The sequence below is a fragment of the Sphingopyxis sp. NFH-91 genome (genome assembly GCF_021401285.1).
In the GTDB taxonomy this organism is placed as follows: domain Bacteria; phylum Pseudomonadota; class Alphaproteobacteria; order Sphingomonadales; family Sphingomonadaceae; genus Sphingopyxis; species Sphingopyxis terrae_A.
In genome coordinates this window covers 35,312-55,063 of record NZ_JACBGA010000005.1, presented here as the reverse complement: position 1 = coordinate 55,063, position 19,752 = coordinate 35,312, and the positions used below count along the sequence as shown (strand labels likewise).

Below are 19,752 nucleotides of genomic sequence, written 5' to 3'. Positions count from 1 at the left end.
AAGCGCCAGTGGGAGAAAGGGCAATGAGCGAGCGGTACAAGTTCGTCGACATGAACGAAACCGGACCCGACGCCGTCCGCACCGCTTTTGCCAATCAGGTCGCCTATTGCCGCGCGGCCGAAGCGCCGATCACGGCGCGCATCGTCGCCGCTGTCGCAACGCTCCTCGACCGGCCCGAAACCGGCTTCGCACGCCGCATCGCCGACTGGCCCGGCGCGGCGCTTGCCGACGCACTGCCGCTGCGCGCCGCCGGCGGGCTCCATGCGCTGCACCTTTCGGGCGCCGCAGACGATCTCGCGCCAATCTATGCCGACGCCAACGACGTCAACGATGCCGTCATCGTGGCGGGCGTGGTGCGACGGCACGAGGCGGCGCTGCTGCCGTGGCTCGACGGTCCGCCGCAGACAAACGAGGCGGGCCGGTCGGCCAACGTCATCGCCGCAATGCTGTGGCTCGCCGATCAGGGCCTTCCTGCGCGTTTCGAGTGCCTCGAAATCGGATCGAGCGCGGGGATCAACCTGATGCTCGACCGTTATCATTACGACCTCGGCGGCGTCCAGGTCGGCCCCCAGCCCGGCGTCATGGCCTTCACCCCGGACTGGCAGGGCCGCCATCCGCCGCAGCATGCGATCGAAATCGTGTCGGCGAAGGGATGCGACGTCGCCCCCGTCGATCTGACCGATCCGGCGCAGGCACTACGTCTCAAAGCGTTCGTCTGGCCCGAACATGCCATTCGCTTCGCGCGAATCGAGGCGGCGATTGCTGCCGCCGAAGCGCGGCCGCCCGACCTCGTGCGCATGACCGCGGCCGATTTCGTCGAACAGGAATTGGCAAAGCCGCAGGCCGCGGGCACGACGCGCCTATTGATGCACTCGATCGTCTGGCAATATATCCCCGCCGACCAACAGGCGCGCATTACCGCCGCGATGGAAGCGGCGGGCGCACGAGCGACCGCGGACCGGCCGCTCGCCTGGGTCGCGCTGGAAGCGAATCGCACCGTTCACGGCCACGAACTTGTCGTGCGTCACTGGCCGGGCGGCGCGGCGCCGGTGATGCTGGCGCGCGCGCACCCGCATGGCGCGTGGATCGAGTGGTTGGTGTAACCCCGCACTTTCCGTAAACGTAAAGTGATTGCGCGCGCCGCCGCGACGCGATAGGCATATCGCATGTTTTTCGGCTTCCTCGACGAGCTTCGCGCCGCGGGCATTCCCGCCAGCCTGAAAGAGCATTTGATGCTGCTGGAGGCGCTCGACCGCGAGGTGATCGATCGCAGTCCCGAACAATTTTATTATCTCAGCCGCGCCATCTATGTGAAGGACGAAGGGCTGCTCGACCGCTTCGATCAGGTCTTCAATAAAGTCTTCAAGGGGCTGCTCACCGATTACGGTCAGAACCCCGTCGACATCCCCGAGGAATGGCTGAAGGCCGTTGCCGAGAAATATCTGACGCCCGAGGAGATGGAGGCGATCAAGGCGCTCGGCGACTGGGACGAGATCATGGAGACGCTGAAGAAGCGGCTCGAAGAACAGCAGAAGCGCCACCAGGGCGGCAACAAGTGGATCGGCACCGGCGGCACATCGCCCTTCGGCAATTCGGGCTATAATCCCGAAGGCGTGCGGATCGGCGGCGAAAGCAAGCACAAGCGCGCGCTGAAGGTGTGGGAAAAGCGCGAGTTCGCCAATCTCGACAACACCAAGGAACTCGGCACCCGCAACATCAAGATCGCGCTGCGCCGCCTGCGCAAATTCGCGCGCGAGGGCGCGGCCGACGAACTCGACATTCCGGGCACGATCGAAGGTACCGCGCGGCAGGGCTGGCTCGACATCCGCATGCGTCCCGAACGGCGCAATGCGGTCAAGCTGCTGCTTTTCCTAGACGTCGGCGGATCGATGGACCCGTTCATCAAGCTGTGCGAGGAATTGTTCAGCGCCGCGACGAGCGAATTCAAGAATCTCGAATTCTTCTATTTCCACAACTGCCCTTATGAGGGCGTGTGGAAGGACAACAAGCGCCGCTGGTCCGAACGCACGCCGATGTGGGATATCCTCCACAAATATGGCCACGACTACAAGCTGGTCTTCGTCGGCGATGCGTCGATGAGCGCTTATGAAATCACCCATCCGGGCGGCAGCGTCGAACATTTCAACGAAGAATCGGGCGCGGTGTGGATGCAGCGCATGACGCACGTCTATCCCGCCGCCGTGTGGCTGAACCCCGTTCCTTCGGCGCAATGGGGCTACACCCAGTCGGTGAAGCTGATCAAACAGTTGATGAACGACCGCATGTACCCGCTGACACTGGCGGGGCTCGACGACGCGATGCGCGAACTGACGCGCAAGCATTGAGCCACGGTTTTCTTTAATCGTCATTGCGAGGGCCGAAGGCCCGTGGCAATCCGGAGCCTGCGTCAACCGCCCTGGATTGCTTCGCTCCGCTCGCAATGACGAGAAACAAGGTCCCGAATGATCGATCTCCCTCTCGTTACAATCCTTCTGCTCACCGGCTTCATCAACCTGATCGGTGCGCTGGCCTATGCCGCCCGCATCGCCGGCGTGCGGACGCGGCGGATCGCGATGTCGTTCGCGCTGTTCAACATCCTCGTGCTCTTTTCGCGCACCTCGAACAGTTTTCTGGGGCCGTTCCTCGCGAAGCGGATCGAAACGCGCATCCATGACGGCAGCGGCGCCTCGCTGTTCCTCGACATGCAATTGGTGCTGGCGGCGGCAAGCGTCGCGACGCTGCTCGGCATCCTGCTCGTTCCCACCGGCCAGCGCATGTTCGCCGCGGCGATCGGCTGGTACCAGAACAACCGCTCGACGACGCGGCTCGCGATGAAGGCGGTCAGCCCGAGCGGCCTGCGCACGATGCGCCAGTCGCTTCGTGTGCCCAGCCTTGGTCACCTCAAAGCCTGGCGCATGCCCAAGGGGATCGGCTGGGGGGTCCTGATCGCCAACTGCCTCGCGCAATCGCTCCTCGCGGTCGGCGTCGTCGCGTCGCTTTATGCGGGCTATCTCGCCCCCGAATTCCGCGTTACCGCTTCGCAGCTTTCGGCACTCATCAACGGCTTCGCGACGATCCTGCTCTTCGCCTTCATCGACCCGCAGCTGTCGGTGATGACCGACGACGCGGTCGAGGGCAAAGTCGACGAGGGAGATTTCCGCCGCGCGATCACCTTCATCTCGCTGAGCCGGCTCGCCGGCACGATCCTCGCGCAGGCGCTGTTGCTGCCCGCCGCGACGCTGATCGCTTACGTTTCCGTGCATGTCTGACGCGCCGATGCGGCACAGCCGCTTTCACGCCGTCCGCACGCGGCTGGAGGCGATGGCGGTCGAGCCCGGGCCGCGCGGCTGGTTTCTCGAATTTCTGGTGTTCGGCTTCAAACAGGGCTGGGCGTGCCTGTTCGGCGCGCTGATGCTCGCGCTTTTGCTCGGCACCCATCTATTCTGGCCCGCCAGCGCGCCGGTCCACCGCTATGACGCGATCACCATCGGCGCGGTGCTGACCCAGCTCGGCATGCTCGCGTTCCGGCTCGAGACACCGCGGGAAGCGATCGTTATCCTGATCTTCCACATCGTCGGCACCGTCATGGAGCTGTTCAAGACCGCCGCGGGGTCATGGCAATATCCGGAAGGCAGCCTGCTCCACATCGGTGCGGTACCGCTGTTTTCAGGCTTCATGTACGCCGCGGTCGGCAGCTATATCGCGCGCGTCTGGCGCATCTTCGATTTCCGCTACACCGGCTATCCGCCGATGTGGACGAGTTACGCGCTTGCGGCCGCGATCTATGTCAACTTCTTCGCGCACCACTGGCTGCCCGACATCCGCTGGCTTTTGTTCGCCGTCACCGCGCTTCTCTTCTGGCGTTGTCAGGTGTGGTTCCGCCCGCTCCACATCCACCGCCGCATGCCGCTGCTCGTCGGCTGGGGCCTTGTCGCGCTGTTCATCTGGTTTGCGGAGAATATCGGCACCTTCGCGCGCGCCTGGACCTATCCCAGCCAGGCCGATGGCTGGCACATGGTGGGGTTCGAGAAGCTGGGCAGCTGGTATCTGCTGATGATCATCAGCTTCGTGCTGGTCAGTCTGGTGCAGCAACCGAAGGGGCCGGATCAACCAAACGGCTGATCGATCGAGGGCGGCGGCTCGCTGAACCATTTCGGGCCGCTGTCGGTCATGTGAAAGCAATCTTCCAGCCGGATACCGAACTCGCCGGGAATATAGATGCCGGGTTCGTTCGAAAAGCACATGCCCGCCGCCAGCTTCGTGGTTTCGCCGCGCACCAGATTGACCGGCTCATGTCCGTCGAGGCCGATCCCGTGGCCGGTGCGATGCGACGTGCCGGGCAGGCGATAGCCCGGCCCCCAGCCGAGCTTCTGGTAATAGGCGCGCACCGCATCGTCGACCGTTCCCGCCGCCGCACCGATTTGCGCCGCGGCGAAGGCGACGTCCTGCCCCTTGCGCATTTCGTCCCACACCTGCCGCTGGCGCGGGCTTGCCTTGCCGTAGACGAAGCTGCGCGAGATGTCGGACTGATAGCCGTGCACGGTCGCGCCGCAGTCCATCAGCACCACCTCGCCCGCCTTCACCGCCTGCGGCTTGCCCGATCCGTGCGGATAGGCGCTCGCTTCGCCGAGCAGGATCAGCTCGAATTCGCTGTTGCCGCCCAGCGCACGCGTCGCGGCGCGCATGATCGCGCCAATGTCGGCCGGGGCCATCCCCGCCTCGATCCGCGGCGCGGTGTGGCGATAGGCAGCGATGGTTATGTCGCTCGCGACCTGCATCAGCGCGAGTTCGGCCGCCGACTTGATCATGCGGCAACCGCGCACGACCGGCGCACCATTGACCACGCGCGCCTCCGGCATTGCCTTTTGCAGCGCGTCGACCGCGAAATAGCGCACCGTCTCCTCGACGCCGATCCTGCCCTTGGCAAGTCCGCGCTTCGCCAGCCAGTCTGAAACGAAGCGCAGCGGATTTTCATCCTCGTTCCAGGTCAGCACATCGGCCGGAACGCCCAGGCTTTCGCGCACCGACGGTTCCTCGAAGAAGGGCGTGACGATCGCCACCTCGCCCTCGCGCGTCAGCACCGCGGCCGTCAGCCGCTCGCTCCGCCACCATTCGACCCCGGTGAAATAGATGAGGCTCGACCCCGGCTCGATCAGCAGCGCGCCGATATCGTTCGCGCGCAGCAGCGCCGCCGCCTTCGCGATCCGCGTCTTGCGTTCGTCGGCACCGATCGGGACGGCCTTTGCCGCGAGGTTGGGGAGGCCCGCGGTGTCGGCAGCGAGCGCGGAAATCGGCACACTCGCCGCCAATCCGGTCAGCGCCGCCGTACCCAGAAATTGCCGCCGCTGCATCGCCATCCCCTTATCCCTGGTAAATCAGCAAATCCGCAATCTCGTCACGCCACGCCGCCTCGTCGGGCAGCGCCAGCGCGTCGAGGTCGCCCGGCGCTGCCGCCGCATCATCGACCCACAGGCGCAAGTCGGACCCGCCGTTGATCACGTCGATCGCAAGCACATCGTCGGTATATTCATATTTGAAATCCTTGCCGCGCCAGATCGGATAATCGGGATAGAGCGCGCGGATCGCCTTGAAGCCCAGCGCCTGCACGCGCCACGGGCGGAACGTCGCATGGTCGTACCACGGCCCGTCAGCGTGGATATGGATGCCGCTGTTGAGCTGTCCCTTATGCTTGTGAAAGGTCGGCTCGAACCAGATGTCGCGCAGTTTGCAGCCCGTCAGCCATTCGGGGGCGAGCCGGTGCATCTCGGCGATCACCGCCCGCGCATCGATGTCGGGCGCGCCGAAGAGTTCGAGCGGGCGCGTCGTCCCCCGCCCCTCGCTGAGCGTCGCGCCCTCGACCATCACCGTCCCGGCATAGGCGCGCGCCATGTTGACGTTCGGCGCATTGGGACTGGGGTTGATCCAAGCGCGGTCAGCGGGCCAGCCGAAACCCTGACCATCGGGCTGCCACCCCTCCATCGCGATGACACGATAGTCGACGTCGAGGCCGAAGTGGCGAAGGAACCAGTGCCCCATTTCGCCCAGCGTCAACCCGTGGCGCATCGCCATCGGCCCCGCACCGACGAAGCTTTCCCACCCGGCGCGCAGCAGCGTGCCTTCGACCGGGCGCCCCGCGGGATTGGGCCGGTCGAGCACCCATACCGCCTTGCCGTGCGCCGCCGCTGCCTCGAGGATGTAGAGCAAGGTGGTGACATAGGTGTAGATGCGGCAACCCAGATCCTGAAGATCGACGAGCATCACGTCGAACGTGTGCATCGCCTGCCCGGTCGGCCGCCGCACTTCGCCGTAGAGGCTGAACACCGGCATGCCGTAGGTCGGATCGGTGAAGTCGGGCGACTCCATCATATTGTCCTGCAGGTCGCCGCGCACACCATGTTGCGGCCCGAACACCGCGGTGACATTCACCCCCGCCGCGACCAGCGCGTCGATGCTGTGCGTCAGGTCAGCCGTAACCGACGCGGGATGCGCGAGCAGCGCGACGCGGCGCCCCTCGAGCGGTTTGCGAAGCGCCGGATCGGCGAGCAGGCGGTCGATGCCAAATGTCACGGTCATGCTGCGCCGGGTGCCCCAAGCGTCAGTTGAAAGCAATCGGGATGATGGAAGTCGGGCTTGCCGGGCGGGTGCCGCAGTGCCCAATAGCTTTTGGTGCCGTCCAGTTCCTCGATCACCGCCGACAGCGCGAGCTTGCTGCCGCGATCGGGATAGATGCCCGGTTCGATGCGCAGGATATAGAGCGCGGCGCCGCGCTCGCACGTCATGTCCCACGGCGCCAGATCGTCGCTTTTCAAAAGCGAGCGATAGTCGTCAAACTGATAACAGGCCCAGCGGCCATCGGGCGCATAGTTGAACTCGGTGTAGTCGGGCTGCCCCTCTTCGGTCAGAAACGCCTCGAAGCAGCTGCTCTGCCATAGCCCGTCGGTCGCCGTGTCGGCGATGACGAGCTGTCCTTCGCAGGGCGGCAGCACCAAGGCGCCGATATCGCCCTCGACCCCGAAGCGCAGCGAAAAACCGTCTTCGAACGACAGCGCCACCTCAGCCCACACCGCGCGCACCGCTTTCGCGGGCGTCCCGGGGTGGCAGATCAGCTGTGTGCGCATGCTATCCAAATCGCAAACCCCATGCTAAGCGCCCCCCGCTTTCAATGAGGCCGCCATGACGAACTATAAATCCGACCTGCTGCGCCTGCTCGACGAGCGAGGCTATATCCATCAGATGACCGACGCGGAAGGGCTCGATGCGCTTGCCGCCAAACAGGTCGTCCCGGGATATATCGGCTTCGACGCGACGGCGCCCAGCCTGCATGTCGGAAGTCTCGTCCAGATCATGATGCTGCGCCGCCTGCAGCAGACGGGGCACAAGCCGGTCGTGCTGATGGGCGGCGGGACGACGCGGATCGGCGATCCCACGGGGCGCGACGAGAGCCGCAAGATGCTGTCGGACGAAACGATCGCCGCGAACATCGCATCGATCCGCACGATCTTCGAACCCTTTCTGATCTTCGGCGACGGCCCGACCGACGCGGTGATGGTCGACAATCAGGACTGGCTGGGCAAGCTCGGTTATATCGAGATGCTTCAGGAAGTCGGCACGCATTTCACGATCAATCGCATGCTGACCTTCGATTCGGTCAAGCTGCGCCTCGAACGCGAACAGCCGATGACCTTCCTCGAATTCAATTACATGATCCTTCAGGGGTACGACTTCCGCCATCTGTCGAAGGCGATGGGCGTGCGGCTCCAGATGGGCGGATCGGACCAGTGGGGCAATATCGTCAACGGCATGGAACTCGGTCGTCGCATGGACGGAGCCGAGCTCTTCGGGCTGACGACTCCGCTGCTGACCACCGCCGCGGGCGCCAAAATGGGCAAAACCGCCGCCGGCGCCGTCTGGTTAAATGCCGCTCAACTGTCCCATTTTGACTATTGGCAATATTGGCGCAACTGCGACGACCGCGACGTCGGCCGCTTCCTGAAGCTGTTCACCGACCTTCCGCTTGCCGAGATCGCGCGGCTCGAAGCGCTCGAAGGCGCCGAGATCAATGAAGCGAAAAAGATCCTCGCCAACGAAGCGACCGCGCTGTGCCGCGGCGCCGATGCGGCGAAGGCTGCGGCGGAAACCGCGACGCAAACCTTTGAAAAGGGCCACATCGGCGGCGACCTGCCGCGCGTTTCGGCCCCGGCCGAAGGGATCGGCATCCTGAACGCGCTGCGCGAAATGGGTTTTGCGGCGTCGAACAAGGAGGCGCGCCGAAAGCTCGACGAGGGGGCGGTGAAGGTCGACGGCACGGTGATCCGCGACCCGCATTATCTGGTCGTGCCCGGCGAAAACGACGTGCCGGTCAGCCTGGGGACAAAGAAGCACGGGCTCGTCACGCGCTGAATCCGCAAAAAAGCGTTTACGGATTCTTCAGCAATCGCGATGATCTTCTCCGGCAAACCACAAAGGTCCGGGACGTATGCGTAAGATTGACACGAGCAAAGCCCACTATGTCGGGCTCGACCAGCGAATTGCTCCGCGCAGCGACGTTTACTGTCGCCTGCCCTTCGTGCTGCCCGACGGGCGGCAGGAAATGTGCACCTGCGTCAACATCAGCGCCGACGGCTTGCTGATGCGATACGAACGCGGGCTGGAGCCAGGCGATCTGGTCGTGTTCCGCATGCCCATCATCGGCCGCACGGCGGCAAAGGTCGTCTGGTCGCTCGGCGGCAAGACCGGTGTGCAGTTCGAAAAATCGATCACCGCCGAAGATTATCTGCCGATGATCCGCGCCATGGGCGCCCGCGGCGACGTAAACTAGCGCTTCCCGATCGCGGCGCCCCCTCGCAGGCGGGGGCCGTTGGAGACCTGTCTCTCCGTCGTTGCGTAAACTGCCAGCGGCCCCCGCCTGCGCGGGGGCGACGCTTGCTCACCCACTCCGCAGCAGCGGCACCGCCGCATCGCGCTCGAACAGATACAGGCAAAGCCGCACCGCTTCGCCGCGCGCGCCTTCCATTCCGCCGTCGCGTTCGACGAACAGCCGCGCATCGTCATGCGCCACCGGCAAGAGGCGAACGAGCTGTTCGGGCGTCGCCAAACGATAATCGGCGTCGCCCGACTGCTTGAGCCCGAGCAATTCGCCGCCGCCGCGCAGCTCCAGATCCTTTTCGGCGATCACGAAGCCATCGTTCGTGTCGCGCATCAACGCGAGCCGCTCGCGCGCCGTTTCGGACAGAGTCTGCGATCGCAGCAGCAGGCACACCGATTTCGCCGTTCCGCGTCCGACGCGGCCGCGGAGCTGGTGGAGCTGGGCCAGCCCGAAGCGGTCCGCATGCTCGACGATCATCAGGCTGGCGGCGGGGACATTGACCCCGACCTCGATCACCGTCGTCGCAACGAGAACGCCGATCTCGCCCGCCTCGAACCGTGCCATGACGTCATCCTTGTCCGGCCCTTTCATGCGGCCATGGACCAGCCCGACGCGCGCCTCGCCGAACCGGGCGCGGAGCAGCGCGGCGCGATCTTCGGCCGCGGCCAGTTCGCTCGCCTCGCTCTCGGCCACCAGCGGGCACACCCAATAGGCCTGCGCGCCGCTCGCCAGATGCCGGGCCAGGCCGTCGATCACTTCGTCGAGCCGGTCGACCGACACGACGCGCGTATCGACGGGCGTCCGCCCGGGCGGCATTTCGTCGAGCCGCGACACGTCCATCTCGCCATGGTTGGCGAGCAGCAGCGTGCGGGGGATCGGCGTGGCGGTCATGACCAGCAGATGCGGCGGACGCGCCGCCTTGTTCGTCAGCATCAGTCGCTGGGCCACGCCGAAACGATGCTGTTCGTCGACCACGACGAGCGACAGATCACGGTAGTTTACCGCGTCCTGAAAGATCGCATGCGTTCCGACCAATATGTCGATGCTGCCGTCGGCAAGCCCCATCAGCGTCGATTCGCGCGCCCGTCCCTTGTCGCGGCCGGTCAGGATGGCGAGATTGACGGGCAGCCCGGCGAGCATTGATTGCAAGGTCGCATAATGCTGGCGGGCCAGAATCTCGGTCGGCGCGAGCAGCGCCGCCTGCGTTCCCGCTTCTACCGCCGCCAGCATCGCGCGCAGCGCGACAAGCGTCTTGCCCGATCCGACATCGCCCTGCAGCATGCGCAGCATCGGCGTGTCCTGCGCCATGTCGCCGGCGATCTCGCGCCCGACGCGCTCCTGCGCGCCGGTCAGGCCAAACGGCAGCCTTAGCGCATCGACCAATCGCCCGTCGCCGCGCACCGCCCTCCCCCGCCGATTGCGCAATCCCTGCCGGATCAGCATCAGCGCGACCTGACTGGCGAATATTTCGTCGTAGGCGAGCCGGTCGCGCGCCGCTTCGTCGCGCGGGCTGGCGTGGGCGCGTTCCATCGCATCGCGCCACGCGGGCCAGTTGCGGCTCGCCAGCAGCGGCGCGTCGATCCATTCGGCAAGTTCGGGTCGCCGCTCGAGCGCCACCGCCGCCAGCTGCAACAGCCGCGCATTGGTCAGCCCTTCGGTCAGCGGATAGACGGGTTCATGTTCCGCAATCCCGGCTTCGTCCCCCGGTTCGGCGACATGGTCGGGGTGCACGATCTGGCGCATATCGCCATAAAGATCGAGCCGCCCCGACACCCGGCGCTTCTCCCCCAGGGGGAACAGTTTGCGCGCCAGACCCGACGTTCGCCCGAAATAGACCAGCCGCACATGGTCGCCCGACGCGTCGAACGCCTCGACCCCGAACGGCGCCCGCGGCGATCGGCCGGGGCGGTAATCCTGCGCGGTCAGATCGACGATGATCGTCTGTCCCGCCTGCGCCTGATCGAGCCGGTCGACGGGCACGCGCGAAATCAGGCCGGTCGGCAGATGGAACAGCACATCGACAACGCGCTCGAGCCCCAGCCGCGTCAGCGGCTTGGCAAGCTGCGGACCGACACCCTTGAGGTCGGTCAGCGCGGCAAAGAGCGGGTTGAGGATTTCGGGTCGCATGGCTAGGGCGTGTCTAGCCTCGTCTTTCCGTTCGTGTCGAGCGAAGGAAACCCAACCTCTCTTCCGTTTGTGCTGAGCTTGTCGAAGCACCGCCCTTATTTCCAGCGGCGGAAAGAGAGAACAGCCCTTCGACAAGCTCAGGGCGAACGGTGAGTGGGGGCGATGTCCGTTTTCACTTCATCGCTTGCGCGATTAAAAGGCCCGCCATGCAAGACCGCCTCAAACGCCTGAAATTCCGTGCCTGGCACCGCGGCACGCGCGAGGCCGACTATATGATCGGCGGCTTCTTCGATCGCTATGCGGCGGCGTGGGGCGAAGACGAAATCGCGTGGTTCGAAGCCGTCGTCGAAGAAGATGACGTCGACATCATGGCGTGGGCGCTCGGCACCGGGCACCCGCCCGCGCATCTCGACCGACCGGCAATGATCGCCGCGATGCGCCGGCTGGACTATATTCCGCTGCCATGACCCGTCCCTCCGCCGACATTTTCGCCGCCATCACGTCGGCGTCGGCACCGCTGACGCTCGCGCGCACCGCGGACGGCTTCCTGCCGCTGTTGCTCGCCGATCTGGCGCGCGCCAGCGACAAGCGGCTCGTCTATGTCGCGACCGACGATACCGCGATGCAGGCGGTCGCCGATGCCGCGCCTTTCTTTGCGCCCGACCTTGTCATCCATCGCTTTCCCGCCTGGGACTGCCTGCCCTATGACCGCGCCGGGCCGTCGATGCGCGTCAGCGCCGACCGGCTCGCCACGCTGTCGGCGCTGCAGGCGCCGCCGAAGCGCGGCGAACTGATCCTGACCACCGTCGCCGCGATCACCCAGCGCACCCTCACGCCCTTCCGCATCCGCCAGCTCGCGACCACGCTCGCACCGGGGCAGCGGATCGATCGCGACGCGCTTGCCGAACTGCTCGTCGCCAACGGGTTCAACCGCGTCGATACCGTCGCCGATCAGGGCGAATTCGCGGTGCGCGGCAGCCTCGTCGACCTTTTCCCCGCCGGCGAGGACGCGGGGCTGCGCGTCGACTTCTTTGGCGACGAGATCGAGAGTATTCGCCGCTTCGATCCCGCCGACCAGCGCAGTCTTGGCCCCGCCAAGTCGCTGCAACTGCTTCCTGCGGCCGAAACGCTGCTCGATCAGGACACGATCAAGCGCTTCCGGTCGAGCTACCGCGAGATGTTCGGCGCGCAGGCAACCGGCGATCCGCTCTATCAGGCGGTCAGCGAGGGCCGGCGGCAGGCGGGGATGGACCATTGGCTGCCGCTGTTCGAGGAACGGCTGGCGACACTGTTCGACCATATCGACCCCGCAACCCCGGTGCTGCGCGGCCACCGCACCGACGCGACGGCGGAGACGCGCTTCGATGCGATCACCGACTATCATGCAAACCGCGTCGCGGCCGAGCGCGAGCAGGCGGGCAGCTATCGCCCGCTCGCCCCCGACACGCTTTACCTGACCTCGAGCGAGTGGGCGGCTGCCGAGCGCGACCGGCCGGTGCATGTCGTCTCCCCCTTCGATGTCCCGCCCGCGCCGAACGTCATCGATCTCGAAAGCTTTGCCGCCCGCGATTTCACGCCCGAGCGCGCGGCGGACCTCAACGTCTATGACAAGGTCGCCGACCATCTGTCGGACGAACGCCGCAAGGGCCGCCGGACGATTATCGCCAGCTATTCGGTGGGCGCGCGCGATCGCTTGTCGGGGCTGCTCAGGGACCATGGCGTCAGCGCGCTTGCCTCCGCCGACGGCTGGCAGGAAGCACTCGGCACCGCTTCGGCCGATGCCGGCGGCGCGACCGCAATGGTCGTTCTTCCGCTCGACCACGGCTTCGCGAGCGACGCGATCAGCCTGCTCACCGAGCAGGATATTCTCGGCGAAAGGCTGGTACGTCGTCAAAAGCGCCGCAAAAGCGCCGACGCCTTCCTCGCCGAACTCGCGACGCTCAGCGTCGGCGATCTCGTCGTCCACCTCGATCATGGCATCGGCCGCTACGAAGGGCTGACGTCGATCCCGGTCGGGAAAAGCCCGCACGATTGCGTCGCGCTCACTTATGCGGGCGGCGACAAGCTCTACGTCCCCGTTGAAAATCTGGACGTCCTCTCGCGCTACGGAGGCGAGAGCGACGGGGTTGCGCTCGACAAGCTCGGCGGCGAGGCATGGCAGCGCCGCAAGGCGCGGATGAAAGAGCGCATCCGCGAAATCGCTGGCGAACTGCTCGCGACCGCGGCGCAACGCGCGCTCCGCCCCGGCGAAGTGCTGGCGCAGGACGCCGCTTATCCCGCTTTCGCCGACCGTTTCCCCTACCAGGAAACCGACGATCAGGACCGCGCGATCGGCGACGTGCTGGAGGATATGGCGTCGGGCCGCCCGATGGACCGGCTCGTCTGCGGCGACGTCGGTTTCGGCAAGACCGAGGTTGCGCTCCGCGCCGCCTTCGTCGCGGCGATGGCGGGGGTGCAGGTCGCGGTGGTCGTGCCGACGACCTTACTCGCGCGCCAGCATTACACGAACTTCGTCGAGCGTTTCAAAGGCTTCCCGGTCAACATCGGCCGCCTGTCGCGTCTCGTGCCCGCGGGCGAAGCGCAGAAAACGCGCGACGGCCTCGCCAGCGGGCAAATCGATATCGTCGTAGGCACCCACGCGGTGATCGCGAAATCGGTGGAATTCCGTAATCTCGGCCTCGTCATCGTCGACGAGGAGCAGCGTTTCGGCGTCGTCCACAAGGAACGGCTGAAGCAGCTCAAGGCCGACGTCCATGTGCTGACGCTGACGGCGACGCCGATCCCGCGCACCTTGCAGATGGCGATGTCGGGGCTGCGCGAACTCAGCGTCATCCAGACGCCCCCGGTCGACCGTCTGGCGGTACGCACCTATGTCGCGCCGTGGGATCCGGTGGTGATCCGCGAAGCGCTGCTGCGCGAGCATGACCGTGGCGGCCAAAGCTTCTTCGTCACCCCGCGCATCAAGGATCTGCCCGACATCGAGGAGTTCCTGCGCACCCGCGTCCCCGAAATCAAATATGTCGTCGCGCACGGCCAGATGGCGCCCGGCGAAGTCGAAGAGCGCATGAGCGCCTTCTACGATCGCAAATATGACGTGCTCGTATCGACCACGATCGTCGAAAGCGGCCTCGACATTCCGAGCGCCAACACCTTGATCGTGCACCGCGCCGACCGTTTCGGCCTGGCCCAGCTTTACCAGCTCCGCGGCCGCGTCGGCCGGTCGAAGACGCGCGCCTACGCGTACCTCACGACGCCCGAGGGCGGCGCGATCACCGACACCGCCGAAAAGCGGCTCAAGCTGCTCGGCGATCTCGACACCTTGGGGGCTGGCTTCCAGCTTGCCAGTCACGACCTCGACATTCGCGGCGCCGGCAATCTCGTCGGCGACGAACAGTCGGGACATATTCGCGAGGTCGGATTCGAACTCTATCAATCGATGCTCGAAGAGGCGATCCTCGTCGCCAAGGCCGAAGGTGCTGGCGTCGCACCGCCGCGCGAGGCCTTGTCGCCCGTTATCACGGTCGATGCGCCGATCCTTATCCCTGAAGATTATGTACCCGACCTGCCGCTACGCATGGCGCTCTATCGCCGCCTCAACGAGGCCGAGGACCGTACCGGGCTCGACGGTTTCGCGGCCGAGATGATCGACCGCTTCGGCCCGCTGCCGCCCGAAACCGCGAACCTCATCCAGCTCATGGAGATCAAGGCGAACGCGAGGGCGGCTGGCATCGCCAAGCTCGACGTCGGCACCAAGGGCGCCCTCGTCAGCTTCCACGGCGACCAGTTCGCCAATGTCCCCGGTCTGATCGCCTATGTCGAGCGGCTGAAGGGTCGCGCGCGCATCCGCCCCGACAACAAGCTGTCGGTGAGCGGCGACTGGATCAGCGCGGGCGCGCGGCTCAACGGCGCACTGCAACTGTCGAAAGGTTTGGGGAAACTCGCACGGCAGGCGAGCTAGAACGGCCGCTATTGCGGACTTATTCCATCAGCCCCGGCAGTTCGCTTCCCGGCACCGGCCCCGACTTCAGAAAGCCCTGCCAGGTTGCAACGCCCAGTTCGCGCAGCCGCTCGAGTTGGCGTTCGTTCTCGACCCCTTCGGCGACGACGAGCAATCCAAGCGCACGGGCAAGGTCCACGATCGCGCGCACCACGATGCGGTCGCGGTCGCTGCCGTCGATCGTGCGCGTGAAACCATTGTCGATCTTCAGATAGTCGATCGGCAGCCTGGCGAGCAGCGACAGGCTGGAATAGCCCGTTCCGAAATCGTCGATCGCGATTGCGCAGCCAAGCGCCCGGATTTGGGCAAGCTGTGCCGCTGCGCTGGCCGGATCGCTGAGCATAGCCTGTTCGGTGAGTTCGAGCGTCAGGCGGTCGGGATCGACACCAGTGGCCTTCACCATCGCCGCGAAACGGTCGGCGAAATCGGGATCGCCGAGGTCGGCGGCGGTGATGTTGAGCGACACGCGAAGCTTGCCGAGCGCCCGCGGCCAGCCGGCGATCTCGGCCAGCGCGACGCGATGCGCATGTTCGGTAAGCTCGCGTTCCATGCGCGCCGCGCGCGCTGCGGTAACCAGCGGTCCGGCGCCGAGCAGGCCGAGTTCGGGATGTTGCCAGCGCAGCAGCGCCTCGACCCCGATCATCGCTCCCGTCGCGACCTCATATTGCGGCTGATAGAAGATTGCGACCTCGTCATTGGCGAGCGCCGACTTGACCATCACACCGTCGCGCGCCGATGCTGGACGTGCGAGCTGGTCGGCAGCGGCGCGAAGCTGCTCCTCGACGGGCTCGTCGCGCGTGATCAGCGCCGTAACGATGCGAATCGCAAGCCGGCCATTCGGATCGCCGACCATCGGTTCGGCCAGCGCGACGTGCAAAGCCCGCTCCTGCGCGCGCAGCGCTCCGAGCGATAAGGGGACCGCAGGCACGATCAGGAAGCGCGGCCCCTCGAGCCGGCCGACGAACGAGCCATGACCGAATTCGTCAGCGGCAAAGGTTTCGAGCCGGCGCGCGACTTCGTCGAGCAGCGCGTTTCCGGTCTCGGTACCGGCGCTATGGTTGATTCGGGCGAGCTGGTCGACCTGGACCAGAATGACGCCCGCGTCGGCGCCGTGCCGACCGTGGAGATTTTCAAGGTGCCGAACGCTTTGTGCGTTCGTGTCAACTGTGCGATTCATTGGCGCCCCCTAGCAGGCTTTGCTTGCCAATCTCTTCCCTTTTGCACCATCATTCAGGCGATGGCCGCAAATTCCGCCCCGCCTGTCGCTCCACTCACCGACGGTCACGGTCGGCGCATCAGCTATTTGCGCCTGTCCGTTACCGATCGCTGCGACCTCAGATGTCGGTATTGTATGGCCGAGGAGATGCAGTTTCTGCCTCGATCCGCGGTCCTCAGTATAGAAGAAATGGGCGTACTTGCCGAACGCTTTGTTGCGCGCGGCGTCCGCCGTATCCGCCTCACCGGCGGCGAACCGCTCGTACGGCGCGGGATCGATCTGCTCGCGGCGCAACTGGGCGCGCTCATCGGCCGCGGGCTCGACGAACTGACGCTGACCACCAACGGCATGCGGCTGGCCGACCATGCTTCGATGCTTGTCGAAGCGGGGATTCGCCGCGTCAACGTCAGTCTCGACACGCTCGACCCCGACGCCTTTCGCCACATTACGCGCGTCGGCGAACTCGCTACGGCGCTGCGCGGCATCGCCGCAGCCCGGGCCGCCGGGTTGGCGGTGAAGATCAACATGGTCGCGCTGGCAGGGCTCAACGAAGACCAGCTTCTGCCGATGCTCGACTGGTGCGCCAACGAGGGCTGCGATCTGACCCTCATCGAGACCATGCCGCTGGGCGAGGTCGCCGATGAGCGCAGCGATCATTATATTCCGCTCCACCATTTCATCGCGCCGCTGCGCGCCGATCGCGCCATCTTTCCGGTCGATCGCCACACCGGCGGCCCGGCGCGCTATTTCGGGATCGAGGACAGCCCGGTCACGCTCGGCCTGATCACCCCGCTCAGCGATAATTTCTGCACCAGTTGCAACCGCATCCGCCTGACGGTCGAGGGGCGCATCTATATGTGCCTCGGCCAGGACGACCATGTCGACCTGCGCGCCGCGCTGCGTGAAGGGAGCGATGTCGATGGCTTGATTGATGCCGCATTGGCTGGCAAACCCCGCGCGCATGACTTTCAGATCGAACGAAAGTCCACACCGGCGGTCGCGCGTCATATGAGTGCAACGGGCGGTTAGATCACGCCCCAGGGGGACCAGATGCAACGCAAGATCGCGCTCGTCGCGTCGAATGCGCCCGCGGCGATGGAGGCGGAGGCCGAGCTTCGCCCGCTTTACGATTTCGTCGATCTTGGCGAAGCCGACATGCTCATCGTGCTCGGCGGCGACGGCTTCCTGCTGCACATGCTGCACCAGCTTCTCGATCAGCGGCGCAGTCTGCCCGTGTTCGGGATGAACCGCGGCACCATCGGCTTCCTGATGAACGAATTTCGCGTCGAAGGGCTGATCGACCGCATCGCGAGCGCCCGCCCCTTCCTGATCCACCCGCTGCAGGGCGATATCACCACGATCAGCGGCGAACGGCACATCCTGCCGGCGATCAACGAAATTTCGCTGCTGCGCGAAACGCGGCAGGCCGCGAAGCTTGAGGTGCTGATCAACGAAAAGCAGATGCTCGAGGAACTTGCCTGCGACGGCGTGCTCGTCGCGACCCCGGCGGGTTCGACCGCCTATAATCTGTCGGCGAACGGCCCCATCCTGCCGCTCGAATCCGAAATGCTCGCACTGACCCCGATCAGCCCGTTCCGCCCGCGACGCTGGCGCGGCGCGCTGGTTCCCGAATCGACGCGCATCCGTTTCAACGTCCGCGAAGCCGCCAAGCGGCCCGTCAGTGCGGTCGCCGACCAACGCGAAATCCGCGACGTGAAGACCGTGCTCGTCACCACCGATCGCAGCCGGCCGCTCACGCTGCTCTTCGATCCCGATCAGGGGCTCGACGAACGTATCGCGATGGAACAATTCATCGTTTGACCGCTTGCGCGGCCGCCGGGCGCGGTTAGCATCGCCCTTCACATGAATGGGGGAATTTCATGCGTCTGACCATGCTTGCTCTTTTGCCATTGCTCGCGCCGCAGCCGGCCTTCGCCGAATCGTGGCGGCTTGCCGCCTATTCCAGCAACGCGCCGCAGCTTGTCTATCTTGTCGATATCGATTCGGTGCAGCGGTCGGGCACCACCGTCACCTTTCGCCAGCAGACGCTCTACGAAAGCACGACCGATACGCGCGATTTCGACCGCACGATGACCACGCGGCAGGCCGACTGTGGTTCGAACACGTCATTCATGCGCGACAGCAGCTTTTACGTCGCCGGCAAATATCTGGATACCGAAGCGGGGCCGTCGGACTCGACCACCGCGCAGTCGGGATCGGTGCTACGGCAGCTGATCGATACGGTCTGCGGCCGCTCGGACTATTTCTCGCCCATCCTCCCGGCGCCCGAAAGCTGGGTGCGCGAAAAATTTCGGTCGGGCTTCTGAACGATCCGTAAAAATTGCCGTACAACCCCCTTGCAAAATGATCCGCATGGCGGCAAAGGGGCCGCCTTGCCCGCCTCGGCGGGCTGCTCCTCGGTAGCTCAGCGGTAGAGCAATCGACTGTTAATCGATCGGTCGTAGGTTCGAATCCTACCCGGGGAGCCATTCACTTAAATCGCTGAAGCGGAACGCCGAACCGGACGACAAGCCGATGTTCGTCCAGTATCGCGCCTCCAGAGGCGACGCCTATCGGGACTGCCGACGAAATTCCTGCGGCGTCATGCCGGTGTCGGCCTTGAAGGCTCGGTTGAACGGGCCGATCGAACCAAATCCGCAATCCAGCGCAATCGTCAGGATCGGCAAGTGGGCGAGCGCCGGATCGACCAGGCGGCGCTTTGCCTCTTCGATGCGGTAGCCGTTCACCATCTGATTGAAATTGGGGTAGCCAAGCGCACCGGTAATGCACTGGGTCACCTTATATTCGGGCTCACCCGTGAGCCGTGCCAGGTCGGCAACGCGCAGATCGGCCTCGGCGTAAAGGCTGTTCTCGCGCATGAGCGTGATCAACTGCGCTTCAAGCCGGGGGTCCGACGCAACGGGTTTCCGCGAAGCGCGCGCCTTCGGATCGACGAGCGGATGCCGTTTCCGATGGCCGAGGGCCAACCCATAGCCGAATACCGCCGCGATCGCGCAAACGACCTTGACCGGAATGCTGAGTTGGGATGCGGCCGACCCGTCGGGCGCCCCGTCGACGGCCAGGACCGCCACCGCCAATATGGCTGCGTAGATGCCTGAATACAGGATGCGGAAGCGCCGTTCGGATTTGTCGCTTTGCGCGCGCAGATCGAGCAACGGTTCGGCCACCGCCATAAGCAGCATGGCGGAACTCCCCAATCTGGCAAGATTATCCAGGATCCTGAGAGGCATGCCGTCTGCCGGCACCAGCGATGTCACAGCGGACGCGATCATCACCATCAGCACCGCGGCGACCGGCCACCAGTCGCTTCGCGACGGAGATTCGCACCGGAAAAGCGATCGGGTTGCCAGCCACGACCATCCGCATGTCGCATTACCCAGGATCGCAACCGCGTCGACGGCCATACCCAGCCGCGATGCCAGCACGGACTTGAGGCAGAATGCGAGCGACGCACAACAAAAGGCCGCGCCGTAGAGAAGCGAAAGGTCGATCCTCATCGGGTCCGGTCGCTGCGAACGAATGCCA

General features: G+C 65.3%; 17 protein-coding genes and 1 tRNA gene. 12 read left to right on the top strand and 6 right to left on the bottom strand.

The annotated features are described in order from the left end of the window. Nucleotides 1-23 precede the first annotated feature (23 nt). The 4 genes from L0963_RS12035 to L0963_RS12020 all read left to right on the top strand — a co-directional run bounded on the left by L0963_RS12035 (nt 24) and on the right by L0963_RS12020 (nt 4,122). Nucleotides 24-1,103: a DUF2332 domain-containing protein gene (locus L0963_RS12035; RefSeq protein ID WP_234179757.1), complete on the top strand. Its 1,080-nt coding sequence runs from the start codon at nt 24-26 to the stop codon at nt 1,101-1,103. Nucleotides 1,104-1,166: 63 nt separating this feature from the next. Next, complete coding sequence (locus tag L0963_RS12030; protein ID WP_186402416.1) at nt 1,167-2,345, top strand: vWA domain-containing protein; 1,179 nt, start codon at nt 1,167-1,169, stop codon at nt 2,343-2,345. A gap of 117 nt (nt 2,346-2,462) precedes the next feature. Next, on the top strand, nt 2,463-3,269 hold the full coding sequence (locus L0963_RS12025) for a lipid II flippase Amj family protein (protein WP_082819764.1): 807 nt from the start codon (nt 2,463-2,465) through the stop codon (nt 3,267-3,269). Then, nucleotides 3,262-4,122, top strand: coding sequence for a DUF817 domain-containing protein (locus L0963_RS12020; protein ID WP_186402417.1), 861 nt, complete (start codon nt 3,262-3,264; stop codon nt 4,120-4,122). Before L0963_RS12025 ends, L0963_RS12020 begins: the two co-directional genes overlap by 8 nt. Here the strand turns inward: L0963_RS12020 and L0963_RS12015 are convergent. The 3 genes from L0963_RS12015 to L0963_RS12005 are packed head-to-tail and all read right to left on the bottom strand — an operon-like array spanning nt 4,107 to nt 7,118. Then, entirely contained in the window at nt 4,107-5,357 is a 1,251-nt protein-coding gene (locus L0963_RS12015; RefSeq protein WP_217372477.1) for a M24 family metallopeptidase, read from the bottom strand. The two genes, L0963_RS12020 and L0963_RS12015, sit on opposite strands and share 16 nt — an antisense overlap. Nucleotides 5,358-5,361: 4 nt before the next feature. Continuing rightward, the gene (locus L0963_RS12010; protein ID WP_234179975.1) at nt 5,362-6,567 is read right to left on the bottom strand and encodes an exo-beta-N-acetylmuramidase NamZ family protein; all 1,206 of its coding nucleotides are present in this window, start codon (nt 6,565-6,567) and stop codon (nt 5,362-5,364) included. Nucleotides 6,568-6,569: 2 nt separating this feature from the next. Then, the gene (locus L0963_RS12005; protein WP_062900362.1) at nt 6,570-7,118 is read right to left on the bottom strand and encodes a DOMON-like domain-containing protein; all 549 of its coding nucleotides are present in this window, start codon (nt 7,116-7,118) and stop codon (nt 6,570-6,572) included. A gap of 55 nt (nt 7,119-7,173) precedes the next feature. Between L0963_RS12005 and tyrS the strand changes: the two genes are divergently transcribed. After that, nucleotides 7,174-8,400, top strand: coding sequence for a tyrosine--tRNA ligase (gene tyrS, locus L0963_RS12000; RefSeq protein WP_234179755.1), 1,227 nt, complete (start codon nt 7,174-7,176; stop codon nt 8,398-8,400). 76 nt (nt 8,401-8,476) lie between these two features. Then, complete coding sequence (locus L0963_RS11995) at nt 8,477-8,818, top strand: PilZ domain-containing protein (protein ID WP_003039557.1); 342 nt, start codon at nt 8,477-8,479, stop codon at nt 8,816-8,818. A 108-nt stretch (nt 8,819-8,926) separates the two neighbouring features. Here the strand turns inward: L0963_RS11995 and recG are convergent, their stop codons facing one another. After that, nucleotides 8,927-10,993, bottom strand: coding sequence for an ATP-dependent DNA helicase RecG (gene recG, locus L0963_RS11990; RefSeq protein ID WP_234179753.1), 2,067 nt, complete (start codon nt 10,991-10,993; stop codon nt 8,927-8,929). Nucleotides 10,994-11,199: 206 nt separating this feature from the next. On the opposite strand from recG, the gene L0963_RS11985 reads away from it, so the two are divergent. Together L0963_RS11985 and mfd are read left to right on the top strand one after the other, a co-directional pair. Beyond that, a complete protein-coding gene (locus L0963_RS11985) occupies nt 11,200-11,460 on the top strand; it encodes a succinate dehydrogenase assembly factor 2 (protein WP_062900365.1) in 261 nt (86 codons plus the stop codon). Next, complete coding sequence (mfd, locus tag L0963_RS11980) at nt 11,457-14,951, top strand: transcription-repair coupling factor (RefSeq protein WP_234179751.1); 3,495 nt, start codon at nt 11,457-11,459, stop codon at nt 14,949-14,951. The genes L0963_RS11985 and mfd overlap by 4 nt, the downstream gene beginning before the upstream one ends. Nucleotides 14,952-14,970: 19 nt before the next feature. Here the strand turns inward: mfd and L0963_RS11975 are convergent, their stop codons facing one another. After that, complete coding sequence (locus tag L0963_RS11975) at nt 14,971-16,167, bottom strand: GGDEF domain-containing phosphodiesterase (protein WP_062900367.1); 1,197 nt, start codon at nt 16,165-16,167, stop codon at nt 14,971-14,973. A 60-nt stretch (nt 16,168-16,227) separates the two neighbouring features. Here L0963_RS11975 and moaA point away from each other — a divergent pair, with 60 nt between their 5' ends. From moaA to L0963_RS11955, 4 genes are all read left to right on the top strand, one after another. Beyond that, nucleotides 16,228-17,235, top strand: coding sequence for a GTP 3',8-cyclase MoaA (gene moaA, locus L0963_RS11970; protein WP_062900368.1), 1,008 nt, complete (start codon nt 16,228-16,230; stop codon nt 17,233-17,235). Nucleotides 17,236-17,256: 21 nt separating this feature from the next. Then, complete coding sequence (locus L0963_RS11965; RefSeq protein WP_062900369.1) at nt 17,257-18,027, top strand: NAD kinase; 771 nt, start codon at nt 17,257-17,259, stop codon at nt 18,025-18,027. A 59-nt stretch (nt 18,028-18,086) separates the two neighbouring features. Next, nucleotides 18,087-18,533, top strand: a complete 447-nt coding sequence (locus L0963_RS11960) for a surface-adhesin E family protein (RefSeq protein ID WP_062900370.1) — start codon at nt 18,087-18,089, stop codon at nt 18,531-18,533. Between the two features lie 87 nt (nt 18,534-18,620). Beyond that, a tRNA-Asn gene (locus tag L0963_RS11955) sits at nt 18,621-18,695 on the top strand. 81 nt (nt 18,696-18,776) lie between these two features. Here L0963_RS11955 and L0963_RS11950 read toward each other — a convergent pair. Further along, nucleotides 18,777-19,724, bottom strand: a complete 948-nt coding sequence (locus L0963_RS11950; RefSeq protein WP_217372482.1) for a helix-turn-helix domain-containing protein — start codon at nt 19,722-19,724, stop codon at nt 18,777-18,779. Nucleotides 19,725-19,752: the final 28 nt, after the last annotated feature.